Raw genomic sequence first — 16161 nt, forward strand, 5'->3', positions numbered from 1 at the left:
GCATCGTTCGCGGCCGCTCGATCGCCCTCAGCTAAACAGGCCGCCGGCCTCCCGGTCCAAGACCCCGATCGTGAAGGGAGCAATAGGAGAACGCCTATGATGGCTGGCCATGGACCTGCTGGGGCACCTGCGCCACTTCCGAGCCGTCGCCGAGGAACGGCACTTCGGCCGCGCCGCCGAGCGCCTGCGGATCGCCCAGCCCTCCCTCTCCCAGCGGATCCAGCGCCTCGAACGCGAACTCGGTGTGACCCTGTTCGACCGCGGCCCGCGCGGCGTCGACCTCACCCCGGCGGGCCGGCTGCTGCTCGCCGAAGCCGAGGAGACCCTGGACAGCGCCGCCCGCCTCCTCGCCACCGCCGCCGACCTGCGCAGCGGACGGGCCGGGACCCTGCGCGCGGCCGTTCCGCCCGAACTCGGGCCGGCCGTCCTGGCCGCGCTGCTCACCGCCTTCGAGACCGCCTCCCCGGGCACCCGGCTCGACCTGCGGGAGGTGCCGGTCGCGGCCGTGGTGCGCGAACTCGCCCAGCACACCGTCGACGTCGCCGTCGTCCGGCACCCCTGCCCGGCCGACGGACTGGCCTTCGGCCCCGTCCTGCACCAGCCGCTCGGCGCGTTGCTCGCCGCCGGCAGTCCGTACGCCGACCGCCCGGAGCTGGCGGTGGCCGACCTGACCGGCCTGCGCTTGGTCCTCTTCCCCCGCGCCACGGCCCCGGCCCTGTACGACGAGGTCCTCACCGCGCTGACCAGGCACGGCTGCACCCCCGGGGCCGTCGTCGACCCGCCGGGACCGGACCTGGCGGGCGCGCTCGTGCTCACCGGCAGCGCCATCGCCCTGGTGCCGCGGACCACACCCCCGCCGGGTACGGTCTGGCGCCCGCTCACCGGCACCCCGCTGACCTGGCGGACCTCCACGGCCTGGCCGGCCGGGCGGGGCGGGCCCGCCGTCCGGCTGTTCGCCGAGGCCGCCCACCAGGCGCTGACCGGCCCCGGCGGCCTCCTGCCCCAGCCGCCCAACCGTTCGCTCTACCCCCGGCCCGCAATGGAGTTCCCGCTATGACCAGCGATCGCACCGGAGCCGGCCGCACCGGAGCCGGCCGGACGAGTGCCGACCGCACGGCCGCCGACCGGGGCCCGTACGGCCGCGCCGCGCGCACCCGCATCGCCGCCGCCTTCGCCGACGCGGGCGTCACCGGCTGGCTGCACGCACGCGACCTCGACACCGGCGCCGAGATCGGCCTCGGCGCCGACACCGCCGTCAGCACTGCCAGCGTCCACAAGGTCTGCCTGCTCGTGACGCTGTACCGCGAGGCCGCCGCCGGACGGATCGACCTGACCCGGCAGGTCGACGTCCCCGCCGCCGGCCGCACCCCCGGGGGGACCGGCCTCGCCGCCATGCTCGACGCCGCCCGCCTCTCCCTGCGCGACCTCGCCTACCTCACCGCCGCCGTCAGCGACAACACCGCCGCCGACACCCTGTGGGACCGGATCGGCCTCGACACCGTCAACCGCACCATGGCCGACCTCGGCCTGAACCGCACCGTCGCCGTCCACAAGCTCCGCGACCTCGCCGCCGCCCTCGCCGAGGACACCGGCCCCGACTCCCCGGTCGACCCGGCCGTCGTCGCCCGCCTCAGGGTCCTCGACCCCGCCTTCACCAACCACAGCACCCCCCGCGACATGACCACCCTGCTCGCCGCCCTCTGGCACGGCGAGGCCTGCCCCGGCGACCACGGAGCCGCCCTGCGACGCCTCCTCGGCCTCCAGGTCTGGCCGCACCGCCTGGCCTCCGGCTTCCCCTACGACGACGTCCGCGTCCACGGCAAGACCGGCACCCTGCCCACGCTGCGCCACGAGGTCGGCGTCGTCGAATACCCCGACGGCGGCCGCTACGCCCTCGCCGTCTTCACCCGCGCCGCCGCCACCACCATCACCCTGCCCGCCGCCGACGCCGCCATCGGAACCACCGCCCGCCTCGCCGTCGACGCCCTCCGGGCGCGGGCGGCGAGCGGCGCGACGGGCTGACCCGGGCCGACAACCCGACGCCCCGTCCTCGACCTCGCCCTGGCGCGCCCGCCGCCCCGACCGCACAGCCCTGCCCCCGGTCGCCGCCCCGACCGCACGGCCCCGCCCCCGGTCGCCGCCCCGGGGCGCGCGTAGGCCGGTGCCCGTCGATCCGCGCGGGATTTCGCCCCGGACTATTGTCAGGAAACTTTACTTTTCACTAGGCTCTCGGCGGCGGCTTGGCGCGGCGCCCCCCGATCGGGGCGTGACGTGCTCAGCGAGAGCTCTGACCCGGCCGCCGTGGTGGTGAGGCAACCACCGCTCGACCGGCGGGGATCGCGTGCGGGCCCCGCCGGAGTCCAGCTCTCGCCGTCGTTCTAGGTCAGGGAGTTCAGGGATGCGTCCCCAAGTCTCGGTAAGGCCTGTTCACATCGGAGTGTTCGCCGCGGTGCTCGTGCTGGTCGGCGGACTGTTGCTCGGCTGGTCCGGGCGGGCGGGAGCGGCGGCCGATCCGCTGCTCTCGCGGGGCAAGGCCGCCACGGCCTCGTCCACGGAGGGCTCGTCCTACGCGGCGGGCAAGGCGTTCGACGGGAACACCGGTAGCCGGTGGGCGAGCGAGGAGGGGAAGGACCCGCAGTGGCTGCGGGTCGACCTCGGGGCGAACGCCACCGTCTCGCGGGTCAAGCTCTCCTGGGAGGCCGCGTACGCGAAGGCGTACCGGCTGGAGGTGTCGGCGGACGGGGCGACCTGGACCACCGTCGCCGAGGAGAAGGCCGGCAACGGCGGCACGGACGACTGGACCGGGCTGACCGGCAAGGGCCGGTACGTCCGGATGTACGGCACGGCCCGCGGCACGTCCTACGGGTACTCGCTGTACGAGATGGAGGTCTACGGGGCCACGGACACCACGCCCTCGCCGACCGCCACGCCGTCGCCGACCGGGACCACCCCGGGCGGGGCGTTCACCGTCGTCGCGGCCGGTGACATCGCGGCCCAGTGCACCGCCTCGGACAGCGCCTGCGCGCACCCGAAGACCGCCGCCCTCGCCCAGAGGATCGACCCGAAGTTCTACCTGACGATGGGTGACCACCAGTACGACGACGCCCGGCTGTCGGACTTCCGCGCCTACTACGACAAGAGCTGGGGCGCGTTCAAGGCGAAGACCCACCCCGTCCCCGGCAACCACGAGACCTACGACCCGGCCGGCTCGCTCTCCGGGTACAAGGCGTACTTCGGCAGCATCGCCTACCCGCAGGGCAAGAGCTGGTACAGCTTCGACGAGGGGAACTGGCACTTCGTCGCCCTCGACTCCAACGCCTTCGACCAGAGCGCCCAGATCGACTGGCTCAAGGCCGACCTCGCGGCCAACACCCGCAAGTGCGTCGCCGCCTACTGGCACCACCCGCTGTACTCCTCCGGCGGGCACGGCAACGACCCGGTCTCCCGGCCGGTGTGGCGGATCCTCTACGACGCCCGGGCGGACCTGGTGCTCAACGGGCACGACCACCACTACGAGCGGTTCGCCCCGCAGGACCCGGACGGGAAGGCCACCGCCGACGGGATCGTCGAGATCGTCGGCGGGATGGGCGGCGCCGAGCCGTACCCGATCGAGCAGGTGCAGCCGAACAGCCAGAAGCGGATCAGCGGCGACTACGGCGTGCTGAAGCTGGACTTCACCGACTCCGGGTACGGCTGGAGCTTCGTCGGGACGGACGGCAAGGCCAAGGACACCAGCCCGACCTACAGCTGCCACTGATGATGTACCTGGCCACCACGGGCCGTCGTCCGGACGCGCCGCCCCGCCCCGCCGGGGTGGGGCGGCGCGTCCCGGGCACGGTCGTCGCGCTCGGTGCGGTCAGCCTGGTCACGGACGTCTCCTCGGAGATGGTCACCGCCGTGCTGCCGCTCTACCTGGTCCTGGGCCTCGGCCTCTCACCCCTCCAGTTCGGCTTCCTCGACGGACTGTTCAACGGAGCCACGGCACTGGTCCGGCTCCTCGGCGGGCGGCTCGCCGATCGCGGCTCCGGCCGGCACCGGACCGTCGCGGGGGCGGGCTACCTGCTGTCGGCGCTCTCCCGGCTGGGCCTGCTGATGGCCGGCGGGGCCGCCGGCGGGATCGCCGCCGCGCTGGCCGCGGACCGGCTCGGCAAGGGCGTGCGCACCGCACCCCGGGACGCGATGATCACGCTCAGCGCACCGCCGGAGACCCTCGGCCGGGCGTTCGGCGTGCACCGGGCGATGGACACGACCGGGGCGCTGCTCGGCCCGCTGGTCGCCTTCGTGGTGCTGTGGGTGACGGCGGACGCGTACGACGCGGTGTTCGTGGTCAGCTTCGCCACCGGCCTGCTCGGTGTGGTGGTGCTGGGCCTCTTCGTCCCGGCCGACCCGTCGGCACCGCCGCCGCGCGCCGCATCGACCCGCCCGGTCCCGTCCGCGCTCCCGTCCGCGGTCCTGTCCGCAGAGCCGACCGCCGCCCCGACCGCTGACGGGTCCGCTGCCCCGGCCGCGGGGCCGAACGCCGTACCCGCCCCGGCCGGCCGGGCGGCCCGGCCGACCTCCGACCCCGCCTTCCGGCGGGTGGTCGCGGCCGCCGCGCTGCTGGGCGCCGCGACCGTCGGCGACTCCTTCCTCTACCTCCTGCTCCAGCGCGGCCTCGACCTGTCGGCCGCGCTCTTCCCCCTGCTGCCGCTCGGCGCGGCGGCCTGCTACCTGCTGCTGGCCGTCCCCGCCGGGCGGATCGCGGACCGCGCCGGCCGGCGGATCCCGTTCCTGCTCGGCCACGGCGCGCTGCTCGCCGCCTACCTGACGCTCCTGGCCCCCTCGGGCCTGCCGACCGCCGTGCTGGTCCTGGTCCTCCTCGGCGTCTTCTACGCCGCCACCGACGGCGTGCTGATGGCGCTGGCCGCGCCCGCGCTCCCGGCCGCCGGCCGGGCGAGCGGCCTCGCCGTCCTGCAGACCGGACAGGCCCTGGCCCGACTGGTCGGCGCGGCCGGGTTCGGCGCGGCCTGGACGTGGTGGGGGCCGCGCCCGGCCCTCGTCGCGGCCGCCCTCGCCCTGGCCACCGCACTCACCGCCGCCTGGCGGATCCTCCCGGGAAGGAAGGCGCGCCGATGAAGTCGCGAACGGTCCTGCTGGTCCTCGCCGCCCTCGTCCTCCTGGGCGGCTCCCTCGGCTACGTGGTGCACGCCCGCCAACGCGACGGCGGACCGCAACTCGTCGCCGCGGACGCCTCGTTCACGCTCGACCAGCCCGGTCTCTACTACCGCGACACCGCCACCGGTCGCGTCGCCCGCAGCCCGGGCGGCGAGCCCGGCGGCCCGTCCTGCGCCCGCTTCTACGCCGCGGGGGACCGCGCCCTGTGCCTGCGCGCCCTGCCGGGCACCCCCGCCCGGACCCAGGCCGTGGTCTACGACCGGCGGTTCACCGAGCTCCGGTCGGTGATCGTCCCCGGGATCCCCAACCGGGCCCGGGTCTCGCCCTCCGGCCAGGTGCTCTCCTGGACCACCTTCGCCGTCGGCGACTCCTACGCGGCGGACCGCTTCTCCACCCGCACCTCGATCCTCGACCTGCGCACCGGCTACCTGATCAAGTCCGTCGAGGAGATCCCGCTGACGATCGGCGGCACCCGCTACCACGCCGCCGACGTCAACTACTGGGGCGTCAACTTCGCCGCCGACGACAACCGCTTCTACGCCACCGTCTCCACCGCCGGCCGCACCCACCTCGTCGAGGGCGACCTCAAGGCCTGGTCGGCCCGCACCCTGCGGGAGAACGTGGAATGCCCCTCGCTCTCCCCGGACGGCACCCGGATCGCCTTCAAGAAGAAGGTCTCCGCCGATCCCGTCGCGCCCTGGCGCCTCCACGTCCTCGACCTGGCCGACCTCCACGAACACCCGCTGGCCGAGACCCGCAGCGTCGACGACCAGGCCGCCTGGCTCGACGACGCCACCCTCGCCTACGCCCTTCCGGCCCGGGCGGGCGAGGCCCCCGACGTCTGGGCCACCCCCGCCGACGGCACCGGCACGCCCCGCCTCCTCCTCCCCGGTGCCTCCTCCCCGGTCACCGTCCCGCCCCCGCCGGCCTGACGCCCGTCGGCCCGCCGCCCGCCGCCCGCCGCCCGCCGCACCGGCCCGGGACGGTGCGGCCGCGGGCGGCTTCTGGAACGGCGGGCCCTGGCGGTCCCGGCCCGGCGATCGGATCTCCAGCGCGAGGTCCGGGCCCCGCACCTCCTCGGGGGCATCAGCAGGAGCAACTCCAGGACCAATTCGTCGACTTCGTCCTCGTCGTCGTGCGAATCCGTCATTCGGCGCCTCGTACCGTCCGCTCATTTACCTTTGCAGTCAAAGATGTTTTACTGGCAAAGCCAACCGCCCCTCACGGTACGGACGTACGGACGTACCCACGCGAACGGAGCTGCCCCGTGCCGCACTTCACCGTGCACATCCGCGAGGAAGCCCTCGACGGCACCGTCGAACCGAAGCTGATCGCCGCCCTGACCGACGCCGTCGGATCCGTCTTCGGCCCCGGCTTCGCCCGCCTGGTCGGGGTCGACCTGATCGGCCTCCCGGCCCACCGCCGGGGCGTCGGCGGCCTGCCGACCGACCTCGACAATCCGATCGTCACCCTCAGCATGCGCGAGGCCGCCTACCACCTCGCGGAGGTACCCGACGCCCCCGCCCGCCTGGTGACCGCCACCACCGACGCCCTGGTCGCCGTCCTCGGCGAGCACATCCGTGCCCAGACCATCGTCACCATCGCCGGAACCCCGGCGGGCCGCACCGGAGTCGCCGGAGCCGTCGCCTGACGTGCGGCCCCGGGCGGATGGCCGGCCCGGGGCCGCACAGGGCTCGGTCGGCCTCGGCGGTGTCGAGCGGCCCGGGTAGGCGCAGCGGGGGAGGTCGTCCCGGGCCGGCCGAGCGCGACGAACCGCCCTGCCGGCTGGCGATCACCCGACCGAGATCCTCGTTCGATCGACACGCCCCACGATCGGTACGACAACGGCTTCTCGGTGGTGCGCCCGGTGTGGGCGGATCTCAGGCCGTGCGGGCCTCGGCGAGGTAGTCGGCCAGGATGCGGCTGGCCCAGTGGTCGGTGCCGAAGACGGCGGTGAGGCCGGTGAGGGCCGACTCGTAGAGCGGGACGGCTCGGTCGAGATCGCCGGCCAGCTGGTACAGCCGGGCCAGACTTCCGCCGCTGATCAGGGTGTCGGGGTGGTCGGCGCCCAGTCGGCGGGTGCGCTGCTCCAGGACGGTGGTGAACAGTTCCTCGGAGCGGTCGAACGCACCCGTGTCCCGCAGGGCCGTGGCCAGGTTGTGACGGTAGGTCATGGTCGCGATGCCCTCCGGCCCGGAGAGCTCTTCCTGGGCGGCGAGGGCCTCCTCCAGCAGCGGCACGGCGCCGGGTGCGTCCCCGGCCCGCATGAGACAGATCGCGTAGCCGGAGAGGGCGGACAGGGTGTCGGGGTGCCGGCTGCCCAGGACCTCCCGGTGCTGTTGAAGGGTGGTCGCGAACAGCTCGGCGGCGGTCGTGAGGTCGCCGGTCCAGTCGTAGGCAGAGGCCAGCAGCTTGCGGTTCGTCAGGGTGTCGGCGTGCAGCTCGCCCAGGATCTGCTCGCGCTGGACCAGGGTCCTGCGGCAGAGCTCCAGGCCCGCCTCCGGCTCTCCCGTCTTGAGGAGCAGGTAGGCGAGGTTGCCCTGGCTCCGCAGGGTGTCGGGGTGGTCCTCGCCGAGGATCCGCACGCGCTTCTCCGCGACCTCCCGGTAGATCCGGGAGGCCTCCTCCAGTTGTCCGGCGGCCTCCAGGGCGTAGCCGAGATTGCCGAGGCAGTTCAGCGTTTGCGGGTGGTCCGCCCCCACCTGCCGGACCATGTCGGCCAGCGCCTCGCGGTAGGTGGCGACGGCCTCTGCGGATCGCCCCGCGCCCTCGTAGGCCCCGGCCAGGTTGTTCCGGATGGTGGCGGCATTGAGCCGCAGGGGTGCCGAGTGCTGCTCCCAGTGGACCAGGCCGCCGTGCTCGTGGCGGAGCAGGTCCTGGTAGATCTCGATCGCCCGGTCGAACTGGTGGCGGTTCTCGTAGACGGTGGCCAACCTGTTCCGCAGCGTGAGGGTCCGGGGGTGATCGGGGCCGAGATGTGCGGTGCTGTCGGCCGCCGCCGCGGCGAACCCGTCTTCCGCCCGCTGCAGTCGGCCGCGCGTCAGATGGACCTCCGCGAGGCTCGCCCGGATGTGCAGGGTGACGAGGTCTCCGTCGCCCAGTACCCGGGTGGCCCGTTCCACGAGCTCTTCCAGGAGGTCGGTCGCGGGTTCGAGCCGGCCCGCCGCCATGAGCGAGGTGACGACCGAGCCGCAGGCGTTCAGGGTGAACGGATGGTCGGTGCCGAAGCCGTCGGCGGTCTGCCGAGCGTAGGCCTCGAAGAGCGGGAGGGCCCGGACGGTCTGGCCGCGCTCATCGAGGTGCAGCGCGGTGTCGGCGAAGAGCCGGCCCAGTCCGGGGTGGTGGATGCCGGGGTCGGTGGTGGAGAGTGCGGTCGCATGTGCTGCGAGCCGGGCGAGTTGGACGGTGTCGGGATCCTCCTCCGGCCCGTTGGGGTACACGGCCGCGAGCAGGAGGCGTTCGGCGGCCTCCCGTCCGCGCGGTGCGGGAGGCGGCCCGTCCGCGGTGGCCCGCGCGGCTGCTTCGCGGGTGGCCCGGTCGCGCAGCACCTTCTGCACCAGCCGGTGGACGGCCACCTCCTCCAGGGAGAGGGTGGCCATGCTGTAAGCGTGCAGCAGACCGAGCGCCGTCTTCACCCGGATCGGACCGGCGGTGAGGCCGGCCAGCAGTTCCCGGGGGAGACCGTCGGGGTCGAGCCAGGCCAGGGTGTGGAGCAGCTCGACGGAGAGCGGGTTGCTCTCGGCCAGCGCGGTCAGGGTCAGGGCCCAGACGCCGGCGACGGTCTGCTCGTCGTCGGCGTGGTCAAGGGCGGCCTCGTCCAGGAACTCGTGGAGGCTGCTTCGGTAGTCTCCGACGCTGGTCACCGTCTGGTTCATGTAGGCGCCGGCCTGTTCCAAGGCGAGTGGAAGGTCGCCGAGTTCTCCGGCGAGCCGGCCGGCGTGCCACTCCTCCTCCGGGGAGGTGAGCGGTACCCAGGAGCCGATCAGTGCCACGGAGTCGGTGCGGGGGAGGACACCGAGGCCGACGGACCGTACCTGGCCCTGCCAGCCGGTGGCGTACCGGCTGGTGATCAGATGGTGTCCGCGCGGGAGCCTGCCCAGGACGTTCCCCAGCAGGGCCGGTTCCTCCACGTTGTTGTGGACCAGGAGCCATCTGTCGTGCTGTTGCAGCCAGGCCGTGGCCCAGGCGGCCCGGGCGGACAGTGACGGCTCCGTGCCCGTCCAGTGCGGACTCAGCCGCTCGGCGATCGCGGCGAGGGCCGCCTCGGTAGCCCCGGGGACGGCGGCGTCGATCCACCAGATCAGGTCGTACGACTCGCGGTGCAGGTGGGCGTACTGCAGGGCCAGCTCGGTCTTGCCGACCCCGCCCAGGCCGTGCAGGACCACGGCCGCGGTGCCGGTGCTCCGGGCCAACGCGGCCCGCACCTCGGCCAGCTCGGCCGTCCGGCCGGTGAAGGTGTGCTTCGGGGCGCGAAGGGACACCACGCCACGGGCCTCGGTGTCGGCGGCGTCGCGCACCGCGCTGGCGGGCAGCACTGTGGTCCGGATGGTCACCGGACCGTGGATGCTGCCGCCGGCGGCTACCGACGCGATGCCCTCGGCGTGGACCGAAAGGGAGCCGGACGGGTGAGGGCTCGTCACGCGGTGTCGGCCGGCGCGGCGGTGGGTGAGGCGGGCGTGGTGGTGACGTCGGTGGTCACCGAGCCGTAGATGCTGCCGCCGGCCGCCACCGAGCCGGCGCCGCTGGCCTCCACCCTGGTGACGCCTTGGGGGTTCGCGGTGGGCAGCAGGGCGGCCAACTCGGCCAGCAGTTCCGGATCGGAGCGCAGGGCACGCCGGATCTGGTGGCGCAGGGCGCCCATGGCGTCCTCGTCGCCCGGCCGGGTGGCATCGTCCAGGCAGGCCTCCAGCTCGGCTCGCTGCTGCATGTCCCTGCGGCGCCAGACCGAGTTGATGATGCGCTGCCCCAGACCCACGGTCGCGTCGGCCGCGGCCTCCTCGGCCCGGGTCAGGACCGCGCCGCCGTAGGCGGCCGCTGCGGAGGTGATGGCCGGACCGGCCACTGTCATGAACGCATCGAGTTCCATGATCCCCAACTCCCCTTGACCGCACCGGATTTGGGCGATCAAGGCCAAGTCTACGGAGCGCCGGGGCAGGGTGACGGGGAAAGGGCCGGATCTGCCGTACGCCCCGGAGCCGGCCACGCTGGTCGCTCGGTGCGATCTCAGTTCGGATCGCCGCGAGCAGGTCGTTGCAGCCCCCGACGGCACACCCCTGTGGTTCTCCCGCGCCCTGCCGGGCCGCACCCACGACCTGACCGCGCCACGCCGCCGCCGTAGCAGTAGCTGCTGGGGTGGTAGCCGGAGACCACCCACCCGGATCGGCCCTGGGCTCCGCCGAGGACTCGTCCGGCCGGTGCCGGCCGCTCGCTGGTCCGGGGGTGGCGGCGGCGTTCCGTGATCAGGGCCGGGAGAGGGTCACGCTGGTAGGTCGGCTTCGAGAGCCGGCGCGCGGAACCCTGTGGCGGATGAGGTCGGCGGGGAAAACCGGTCGACAGGAGACCTGCGACGCACTGTGATGGCCCCGACTGCCTTGCCGCCCGGGCGGGCCGACTCCAGGAGCTGCTCGTGGCAACCGGGAGAACCGCGGACATCCGCCCCGCGATCGATGCCGCACTGGTCAGGCGCCTGGTCGATGCGCAGTTCCCGCAGTGGGCGGGTCTGCCGTTGGAGTTGCTCGACCCGGCCGGCTCGGACCATGTGATCTACCGGTTGGGCGAGGAGCTGTCCGTCCGGCTGCCCCGCCATGCCGGCGCCATCGGGCAGGCGCGGAAGGAGTTCGAGTGGCTGCCGCGGCTCGCCCCGCACCTGCCACTGGCCGTCCCCGTGCCAGTGGGGGTGGGGGAGCCCGGTTTCGGCTATCCGTGGCCGTGGGCGGTGTCCCGCTGGCTGGACGGCGAGGTGGCGACCGTCGAGGCACTGGCCGATTCGTCCGAGGCCGCCGTCCAACTGGCCGGGTTCCTGACCGCTCTCCAGCGGTTCGAGCCCGGGGAGATCCGGGTCCTGGGCGACCGCGAGGACCTCACCGCCCGGCCGCTGGCCGCACGGGATCGCGCGACGCGGGCCGCCATCGCGGAGGTCGACGGCTCCTTCGACGTCGCGGCCATGACCGAGCTGTGGGAAGCGGCGACCAGCGCCCCCGGACGGGACGGTCCCGCGGTCTGGTTCCACGGCGACTTCCACACCGGCAACCTGCTGACCGTCGACGGGCGCCTCAGCGCGGTCATCGACTTCGGCGGGCTCGGCATCGGCGACCCGGCCTGCGACCTGGTGATCGCCTTCACCCTGATGTCGGCGGGGCCCCGGGCCGCCTTCCGCGCCGCGCTCGGCGTGGACGACGCCACCTGGATCCGGGGCCGCGGCTGGGCGCTGGCCACGGCCCTGAACGCCTACACCCACTACGCCGCCGCCAACCCCCGGGTCGCCGCGCAGACCACCCGTCAGATCACCGAGGCCCTCATCGGCTAGCTCCGTACCCTGCCGGCCGGCGACGCTCACCCGGGTGACATCAGCGTCGACAGGTAGCCGCAGGGCGCTTGCTCGTACAGCCCCTCGGCGCTGTCCTCGGGCAGCGCGGTCCTGCTCCACGACGGCCTCCAGGCGTACCGGGCATGCCCGCGACTCGGCGGGCCCGTCAGTCCGTGGCCGGCAGGGCGTTGGCCAGGAGGATCTCCGCCGCCGCCCGCGCGTGTCGGCCGTAGTCCGCCTCGCCCAGCACCATGGCGCGGCTGGCGGCGCCGTCCGCGAGGGTCACGAGTTGCTCGGCGAGGGCGGCGGGCTGACGGCAGCCCAGTTCCGCTGCCAGGTCGGCCACCAGTCGCACCATCAGCAGTTTCCGCTCGCGGGCGTAGGAGTGGACCGCGTTCCGCGGGTCGGGGAACTCCGCGGCGGCGTCGATGAACGGGCATCCGCGGACGGGGTCCGTGCCCGCCGGGAGCGGGTCGAACAGCGCGAGGATCCTCTCCCTGGCGGGGACGTCCTCGCGTAGCAGCGTGCCCTCCAGGGTGTGCCCCGTCGAGGCGAGGTCCTTCAGGTGGGCGAGGACGAGCTCATCCTTGGTCCGGAAGTGCGCGTAGAGGGTGCGCTTGGACACCGGCGCCCGCTCCGCGATCTGCTCCATGCCGGTCGCGTTGATCCCTTGGACCGCGAACAGTCCGGCGGCGGCGGCCAGGATGCGCTCCCGTCCTCCGCGACCCTGCCGTCGAGATGCCGTCGTCACTGTGGCCATGACGCAAGTATACGTTCACGTCTACTTGGCGGGGGTCGCTGGTTATAGTGGGGCCTCCAAGTAAACGACTGTGTTTACTTAAGCGATCCTGAGGAGAGTTCCATGAGTGAGCCGGTCTTCACCCGGATGCGCACGGGCGAGACGCCCGCCGGCGGGCCGCGGACGGGCGGGACGCGAACGCGGGAGTACGCCGAGCAGCTGATCCGCGGGCGCCGCGCGATCCGCGCGTTCCGACCCGACGCGGTGCCCGAGGACGTCCAGCGCGCGGTCTTCTCCCTCGCCGGCGCCGCGCCGTCCAACTCCAACGCGCAGCCTTGGCGGGTCGAGGTCGTCGGCGGCGCGCAGCGAGACCGCCTGGCCGACGCCCTGCGGACGGCCCACGCCGAGCGACGCGTCACGGCCGACTACCCGTACTCCGAGGACATGTACGCCCCCGTCCACCAGGAACGGCGGGCCGCCTTCGGTGCGGGCCTGTACGGAGCACTGGGTATCGGCCCCGACGACCACTCGGCCCGCGCGGCCTACGACGCGCGGAGCCTGGGCTTCTACGGAGCGCCCCACGCCGCGTTCCTGTTCGTCACCGGCGACGGCGGGCCCCGACTGGCCGCCGACGCCGGCGCCTACCTGCAGACGCTGCTGCTGGCCATGACCGCGTACGGCGTGGCCAGTTGCCCGCAGGGCCTGCTCAGCTTCTACGCCGACACCGTCCGTGAAGAACTCCGCGTAGGCGAAGGGAAGTTGCTCGTGGGGATCTCCTTCGGGTACGCAGATGAGAACGCGCCGGTGAACCGGGTCGCGACCGACCGGGCGGCCCTGACGGCGACCACCACCTTCCACGGCTAGGGCATTCCGGCAGGGAATCGACGCGATCGCGTGGAAGTTCCGGACCGGCTCGCAGGGGGTGCACCTGCCCGCCGCAGCCATCCGATCAGCCCGAGCGGCCACGGAGGCGGCTGTCGTCGCGACCGCTCGTGGCACGGACCGGCCGGCGGTACCCGGGGCGCGGACCCGCGCGCACGACCGTGGACGTGGATCATCCGGTGCTGCCCGCCCCGACCGAGCGCGAGCGGTTGGCCGCCCTGGTCGTCGCCCCGGACGATCCGTGGGGGGAGGAGCGGCTGCTGCACGCCAGACTCCACCCGGCGAAGGGCCGCAGGGTGTTCGCCCGGTGCGGGTGGGCGTGCAGCTCGGTGCCGGTACCGTGTCCCGGCTGCTGCCGACACCGGACGGTGCGAGGGCCTGAGAAATAATTCTTCGGTCGTGTCGATCGGTGGCTGCGCCGTTCGACCTTGGGCTGAGAGGGTCGAGGGACGATCCCTGTTCAAGGAGGCCGACGATGGCGAAGTACATGCTGATCATGCGGGGTACGGACGAGTCGATGGCGAAGATGATGTCCACGCCCTTCGAGGAGATGCTCGAGACCGTGGGCCGCTTCAACGAGGAGCTGATCCGGGCCGGCGTGCTCGTGGCCGCGGAGGGCCTGGACGACCCGTCGCAGGGTGTGGTGGTGGACTTCGCCGGCGAGACGCCGGTGGTCACCGATGGGCCGTACGGCGAGACGAAGGAGCTGTTCGGCGGCTTCTACCTGATCGACGTCGCCTCGAAGGAGGAGGCGGTCGAGTGGGCCAAGCGTCTGCCGGCGGTCCCCGGTTCGAAGTGCGAGGTGCGCCGCGTGCCGGGCATCGACGAGTTCCCGCAGGACAACGAGTGGATCGTCAAGGAGCGGGCGTGGCGCGAGCGGACCGGCCAGCTCTGATGCCGGAAGCAGTCGACGGCCCGCCGGTCGCGGAGGCGGCGCGGCGGGCCGTCGAGGCCGTCTGGCGGATCGAGTCCGCGCGGATCGTCGCCGCCCTGGCCCGCTACACCGGGGACTTCGCGCTCGCCGAGGACGTCGCCCAGGAAGCGGTCGCGGAGGCGCTCGTCGCCTGGACGCGGGACGGCACGCCCACCGACCCGGTGGGCTGGCTGCTGGCGACCGGGCGGCGGCGGGCCATCGACGCCTTCCGCCGCAGGTCGGCGCTCGACGATCGGTACGCCCTGCTGGCGGGCCCGCTGGCCGAGGGCGAGTTCAGCCCGGGCGCGCAGGCCCCGTCCACGGGGCCGGACGACCTGCCGTGGGATCCGGACCGGGTCGACGACGACGTCCTCGCGCTCATGTTCATCGCCTGCCATCCGGTCCTCTCACCCGAGGCCAGGGTCGCGCTCACACTGCGCGTGGTGGCCGGCCTGTCCAGCGAGGAGATCGCCCGGGCCTTCCTCGTGCCCGTACCGACCGTCCAGGCCAGGATCACCCGTGCCAAGAAGACGATCACCGCCGCCCGCGTCCCCTTCGAACTGCCGCCCCCGGGGGACCGGTCGGCGCGGCTGGGTGCCGTCCTGAGCGTCCTGTACGTCATCTTCACCGAGGGCTCCACCGCGACCGCCGGAGACGACCTCCTGCGCCCGGATCTCGCCTACGAGGCCGTCCGGTTGGCCCGGACGCTGACCGCCCTGCTGCCGGGCGAGCCAGAGGTGCACGGGCTGCTCGCACTGTTCGAGCTCACCGCCGCGCGCTTCCCGGCGCGAACCGGCCCGGACGGGAAGGCGGTGCTGCTGGAGGACCAGGACCGCCGCCGGTGGGACCGCTCCGCGATCCGCCGCGGCCTGGCCGCCCTCGGCCGGGCCGCGGCGCTCGGCCGGGGACTGGGGCCGTACGGTCTGCAGGCCGCGATCGCCGCCTGCCACGCAACGGCGCCCTCGGTGGCCGAGACCGACTGGGAGTGCGTCGTGCTCCTGTACGAGGCGCTCGGCCGGGTCGCCCCGTCACCTGTGGTCGAGCTCAACCGGGCCGTGGCCGTCGCCATGGCCAGTGGACCGTGCGAGGCACTGGCCCTGGTGGACGACCTGCTCGTCTCCGGCCGTCTGTCGGGCTCGCACCTGCTCCCCAGCGTGCGCGGCGAGCTGCTGGTCCGGCTCGGCCGCACCGCCGAGGCCCGGGCCGAGCTGGAACTGGCCGTCCGCCTGTGCAACAACGCCCCTGAGAGAGCCGTGCTGCTGGACAAGCTGGCCGCCCTGGACTGACGGCCCGATACGGACGCCGCACCCCGCAGCCGACCGGCACGGGCTACCTCCGGGTCACTGGAGGAGGCGGGCAGAAGAGATCCCGTCTGCGCCCGCCGAATGCCCGGCCGGCGGTCGGACACCGACCCGGCTGCCGACGATCCGCAGGCGCTGCGGGCCTGCCGTGGCGGCCGGGACCCACGCCGCCGCGCCGCGCCGGCCGGCCCCGCCCGGTGGGCGGCCTGGCCTCGACGGCGTGAACGGTACGCATGTGGGCCCGGCCGCTGCCTCCGTGTGGCGGGGCGGCCGGGCCCACATGCGTACCGTTCGCAGGCCCCCGAGGGGCCGGCTCGGGCGGTGGTTCAGCGGTGCCGTGCCACGTAGGCGGGCGTCACCACGGCGATCAGTACGGCCGCCACGCCGATCTGCAGCAGGTGCCGGATCCAGTCGATTCCGCCGGTGTGCCGCACACCGAAGTAGGAGGCCGCGGCGTTGCCGAGTACCGCCCCCACCGCTCCGACGAGGACGGTCAGCCACAGCGGCACGGGCTGACGGCCCGGCAGCACCAGCTTCGCCAGCAGACCCACCACCAGGCCCGCGACCAGGGCCCACAGGATCGTCATGGTCTTCTTCCTCTCGTTCGATCCGACCTCTCCGCGACGCCCGCCGTCTGCCCCGATGC

General features: G+C 73.9%; 14 protein-coding genes and 1 pseudogene. 11 read left to right on the top strand and 4 right to left on the bottom strand.

The genetic code is table 11. The annotated features are described in order from the left end of the window. The first annotated feature begins 109 nt into the window (after positions 1-109). The 6 genes from ACZ5GH_RS37450 to ACZ5GH_RS37475 all read left to right on the top strand — a co-directional run bounded on the left by ACZ5GH_RS37450 (position 110) and on the right by ACZ5GH_RS37475 (position 6805). The gene (locus ACZ5GH_RS37450) at positions 110-1057 is read left to right on the top strand and encodes a LysR family transcriptional regulator (protein WP_387754880.1); all 948 of its coding nucleotides are present in this window, start codon (positions 110-112) and stop codon (positions 1055-1057) included. Continuing rightward, the gene (locus ACZ5GH_RS37455; RefSeq protein WP_387754883.1) at positions 1054-2022 is read left to right on the top strand and encodes a serine hydrolase; all 969 of its coding nucleotides are present in this window, start codon (positions 1054-1056) and stop codon (positions 2020-2022) included. The genes ACZ5GH_RS37450 and ACZ5GH_RS37455 overlap by 4 nt, the downstream gene beginning before the upstream one ends. Before the next feature lie 376 nt (positions 2023-2398). Next, positions 2399-3757, top strand: coding sequence for a discoidin domain-containing protein (locus ACZ5GH_RS37460; protein ID WP_464336634.1), 1359 nt, complete (start codon positions 2399-2401; stop codon positions 3755-3757). 2 nt (positions 3758-3759) lie between these two features. Continuing rightward, on the top strand, positions 3760-5115 hold the full coding sequence (locus tag ACZ5GH_RS37465) for an MFS transporter (RefSeq protein ID WP_464336936.1): 1356 nt from the start codon (positions 3760-3762) through the stop codon (positions 5113-5115). Further along, positions 5112-6086 (top strand): TolB-like translocation protein, encoded by a 975-nt coding sequence (locus ACZ5GH_RS37470; RefSeq protein ID WP_387754888.1) that lies wholly within the window; start codon positions 5112-5114, stop codon positions 6084-6086. Before ACZ5GH_RS37465 ends, ACZ5GH_RS37470 begins: the two co-directional genes overlap by 4 nt. A 335-nt stretch (positions 6087-6421) precedes the next feature. Then, positions 6422-6805 carry a hypothetical protein gene (locus tag ACZ5GH_RS37475; RefSeq protein WP_464336635.1) on the top strand — a complete coding sequence of 128 codons (384 nt, stop codon included), beginning with the start codon at positions 6422-6424 and terminating at the stop codon, positions 6803-6805. A gap of 229 nt (positions 6806-7034) precedes the next feature. Here ACZ5GH_RS37475 and ACZ5GH_RS37480 read toward each other — a convergent pair whose 3' ends face one another. After that, positions 7035-9707: a tetratricopeptide repeat protein gene (locus ACZ5GH_RS37480; protein ID WP_387754893.1), complete on the bottom strand. Its 2673-nt coding sequence runs from the start codon at positions 9705-9707 to the stop codon at positions 7035-7037. An 83-nt stretch (positions 9708-9790) separates the two neighbouring features. After that, positions 9791-10240 (bottom strand): hypothetical protein, encoded by a 450-nt coding sequence (locus ACZ5GH_RS37485; RefSeq protein ID WP_387754895.1) that lies wholly within the window; start codon positions 10238-10240, stop codon positions 9791-9793. A 157-nt stretch (positions 10241-10397) separates the two neighbouring features. On the opposite strand from ACZ5GH_RS37485, the pseudogene ACZ5GH_RS37490 reads away from it, so the two are divergent. Both ACZ5GH_RS37490 and ACZ5GH_RS37495 read left to right on the top strand, forming a co-directional pair. Next, a pseudogene (locus ACZ5GH_RS37490) lies at positions 10398-10475 on the top strand (IS5/IS1182 family transposase); the annotation flags it as partial. Positions 10476-10780: 305 nt separating this feature from the next. Next, positions 10781-11680: an aminoglycoside phosphotransferase family protein gene (locus ACZ5GH_RS37495; protein WP_464336636.1), complete on the top strand. Its 900-nt coding sequence runs from the start codon at positions 10781-10783 to the stop codon at positions 11678-11680. A 166-nt stretch (positions 11681-11846) separates the two neighbouring features. On the opposite strand, the gene ACZ5GH_RS37500 is transcribed toward ACZ5GH_RS37495, so the two are convergent. Further along, on the bottom strand, positions 11847-12440 hold the full coding sequence (locus ACZ5GH_RS37500) for a TetR/AcrR family transcriptional regulator (protein ID WP_464336637.1): 594 nt from the start codon (positions 12438-12440) through the stop codon (positions 11847-11849). A 102-nt stretch (positions 12441-12542) separates the two neighbouring features. Between ACZ5GH_RS37500 and ACZ5GH_RS37505 the strand changes: the two genes are divergently transcribed. The 3 genes from ACZ5GH_RS37505 (at position 12543) to ACZ5GH_RS37515 (ending at position 15500) form a co-directional block, all read left to right on the top strand. Then, positions 12543-13283, top strand: a complete 741-nt coding sequence (locus ACZ5GH_RS37505) for a nitroreductase (protein ID WP_387760828.1) — start codon at positions 12543-12545, stop codon at positions 13281-13283. 493 nt (positions 13284-13776) lie between these two features. Then, the gene (locus ACZ5GH_RS37510; protein ID WP_387760827.1) at positions 13777-14196 is read left to right on the top strand and encodes a YciI family protein; all 420 of its coding nucleotides are present in this window, start codon (positions 13777-13779) and stop codon (positions 14194-14196) included. Further along, positions 14196-15500: an RNA polymerase sigma factor gene (locus ACZ5GH_RS37515; RefSeq protein WP_464336638.1), complete on the top strand. Its 1305-nt coding sequence runs from the start codon at positions 14196-14198 to the stop codon at positions 15498-15500. Before ACZ5GH_RS37510 ends, ACZ5GH_RS37515 begins: the two co-directional genes overlap by 1 nt. Before the next feature lie 341 nt (positions 15501-15841). On the opposite strand, the gene ACZ5GH_RS37520 is transcribed toward ACZ5GH_RS37515, so the two are convergent. After that, on the bottom strand, positions 15842-16102 hold the full coding sequence (locus tag ACZ5GH_RS37520; RefSeq protein ID WP_387760825.1) for a GlsB/YeaQ/YmgE family stress response membrane protein: 261 nt from the start codon (positions 16100-16102) through the stop codon (positions 15842-15844). Between the last annotated feature and the right edge of the window lie 59 nt (positions 16103-16161).

It is taken from the genome of Kitasatospora sp. Xyl93, assembly GCF_055383135.1.

What these genes read in the sequence shown, in the direction of transcription:
- ACZ5GH_RS37520 (WP_387760825.1), bottom strand. Translation starts at nt 16,102, where the DNA reads ATGACGATCCTGTGGGCCCTGGTCGCGGGCCTGGTGGTGGGTCTGCTG.
- ACZ5GH_RS37455 (WP_387754883.1), top strand. Translation starts at nt 1,054, where the DNA reads ATGACCAGCGATCGCACCGGAGCCGGCCGCACCGGAGCCGGCCGGACG.
- ACZ5GH_RS37485 (WP_387754895.1), bottom strand. Translation starts at nt 10,240, where the DNA reads ATGGAACTCGATGCGTTCATGACAGTGGCCGGTCCGGCCATCACCTCC.
- ACZ5GH_RS37470 (WP_387754888.1), top strand. Translation starts at nt 5,112, where the DNA reads ATGAAGTCGCGAACGGTCCTGCTGGTCCTCGCCGCCCTCGTCCTCCTG.
- ACZ5GH_RS37450 (WP_387754880.1), top strand. Translation starts at nt 110, where the DNA reads ATGGACCTGCTGGGGCACCTGCGCCACTTCCGAGCCGTCGCCGAGGAA.
- ACZ5GH_RS37465 (WP_464336936.1), top strand. Translation starts at nt 3,760, where the DNA reads ATGTACCTGGCCACCACGGGCCGTCGTCCGGACGCGCCGCCCCGCCCC.
- ACZ5GH_RS37500 (WP_464336637.1), bottom strand. Translation starts at nt 12,440, where the DNA reads ATGGCCACAGTGACGACGGCATCTCGACGGCAGGGTCGCGGAGGACGG.
- ACZ5GH_RS37460 (WP_464336634.1), top strand. Translation starts at nt 2,399, where the DNA reads ATGCGTCCCCAAGTCTCGGTAAGGCCTGTTCACATCGGAGTGTTCGCC.
- ACZ5GH_RS37505 (WP_387760828.1), top strand. Translation starts at nt 12,543, where the DNA reads ATGAGTGAGCCGGTCTTCACCCGGATGCGCACGGGCGAGACGCCCGCC.
- ACZ5GH_RS37515 (WP_464336638.1), top strand. Translation starts at nt 14,196, where the DNA reads ATGCCGGAAGCAGTCGACGGCCCGCCGGTCGCGGAGGCGGCGCGGCGG.
- ACZ5GH_RS37510 (WP_387760827.1), top strand. Translation starts at nt 13,777, where the DNA reads ATGGCGAAGTACATGCTGATCATGCGGGGTACGGACGAGTCGATGGCG.